The sequence below is a fragment of the Priestia sp. BR_2 genome, assembly GCF_041954005.1.
In the GTDB taxonomy this organism is placed as follows: domain Bacteria; phylum Bacillota; class Bacilli; order Paenibacillales; family Paenibacillaceae; genus Paenibacillus_AQ; species Paenibacillus_AQ lautus_A.
Genome location: NZ_JAVFHM010000278.1, coordinates 1 through 1,065, shown reverse-complemented (window position 1 = coordinate 1,065; position 1,065 = coordinate 1). Strand labels below are relative to the sequence as shown.

General features: G+C 35.2%; 1 protein-coding gene. It reads right to left on the bottom strand.

Annotation, left to right across the window (positions count from 1 at the left end):
* Positions 1-44 precede the first annotated feature (44 nt).
* The coding region (locus RB298_RS21595; RefSeq protein ID WP_486048552.1) for a LacI family DNA-binding transcriptional regulator at positions 45-1,065 on the bottom strand (1,021 nt) is incomplete at its 5' end.

The following is a 1,065-nucleotide window of genomic DNA, read 5'->3' as shown; positions in this document are numbered from 1 at the left end:
ACACTATTGCGTCTACTAAATCATAAATGATAGCCCTTTCATTGTCAACTATTTTTGAGAAGTCTTACAGATTTTCTCTCAAGAAGCTTGCCTGAAAAAAGTAGAGATTGAGGCTTGGTCGCTTCTCCATCCACTGTATTTAATAACATATTAATAGTTGCTTCAATCATTTCTTTTACTGGTTGCTGCCAAGTTGTTAAAGAATAAGGAGGCCAAGAAGCCATTGAAATATCATCAAATCCTACAATTGACAATTCATTTGGAATAGATAGACCTAATATTTTAGCAGCATCTATTACTCCTAAAGCTATAATATCATTTGCACAGAAAATAGCATCCGGACGATTTCTATTTTTTAGTACACTCATTGCTACAGAGTAACCGGCTTCATAAGTGTAATCTCCTTCTTCAATTACCGGTTTTATTCCTTTTTGTAAAAGAAACTCAGCGAATCCCCTCTCACGATCACGACTCGTTGATGTATTTGTACGACCGGTAATATAAGTGAACTTTTGATGACCTTGTTTATATAAATACTCCCCGATTTTCATACCCGCGGAATAATTATCACAACATACAGAATGACAGGAAGAATCTTGGGTATATCGATTGAAAAGAATAATAGGTATATCATGTGTAGAAAGTTTGGAGACAACATTTGAAGATAGCAAAACGTCTGTCACTATCACACCCTCTACATTGTATTCAAGAAATTGGGATACTTCATCTTGGGTAATTTCATCATTCTTTGTATGAAAAAAAAGTACATGATACCCTTTTTCATACAAACTTTTTGTGAATTCATCGAGGATTTCTGGATAAAAAGGGTTTTGAATATTACCCATTACAAGTCCGATTATGTTAGTCTTATTAGTTATTAGCCCTCTTGCTAAAGCATTTGGACGATATCCTATTTTTTGGGCAGCTTCTAACACGCGTTTTTGTGTCCTAGGAGACACTTTGGCACCTGGAGTGAATACCCTAGAAACCGTCGATTGTGATACATTAGCTAGCTTAGCCACTTCTATTGCATTAATTTGTTTTTTTTTCACATTTACCTCTCCC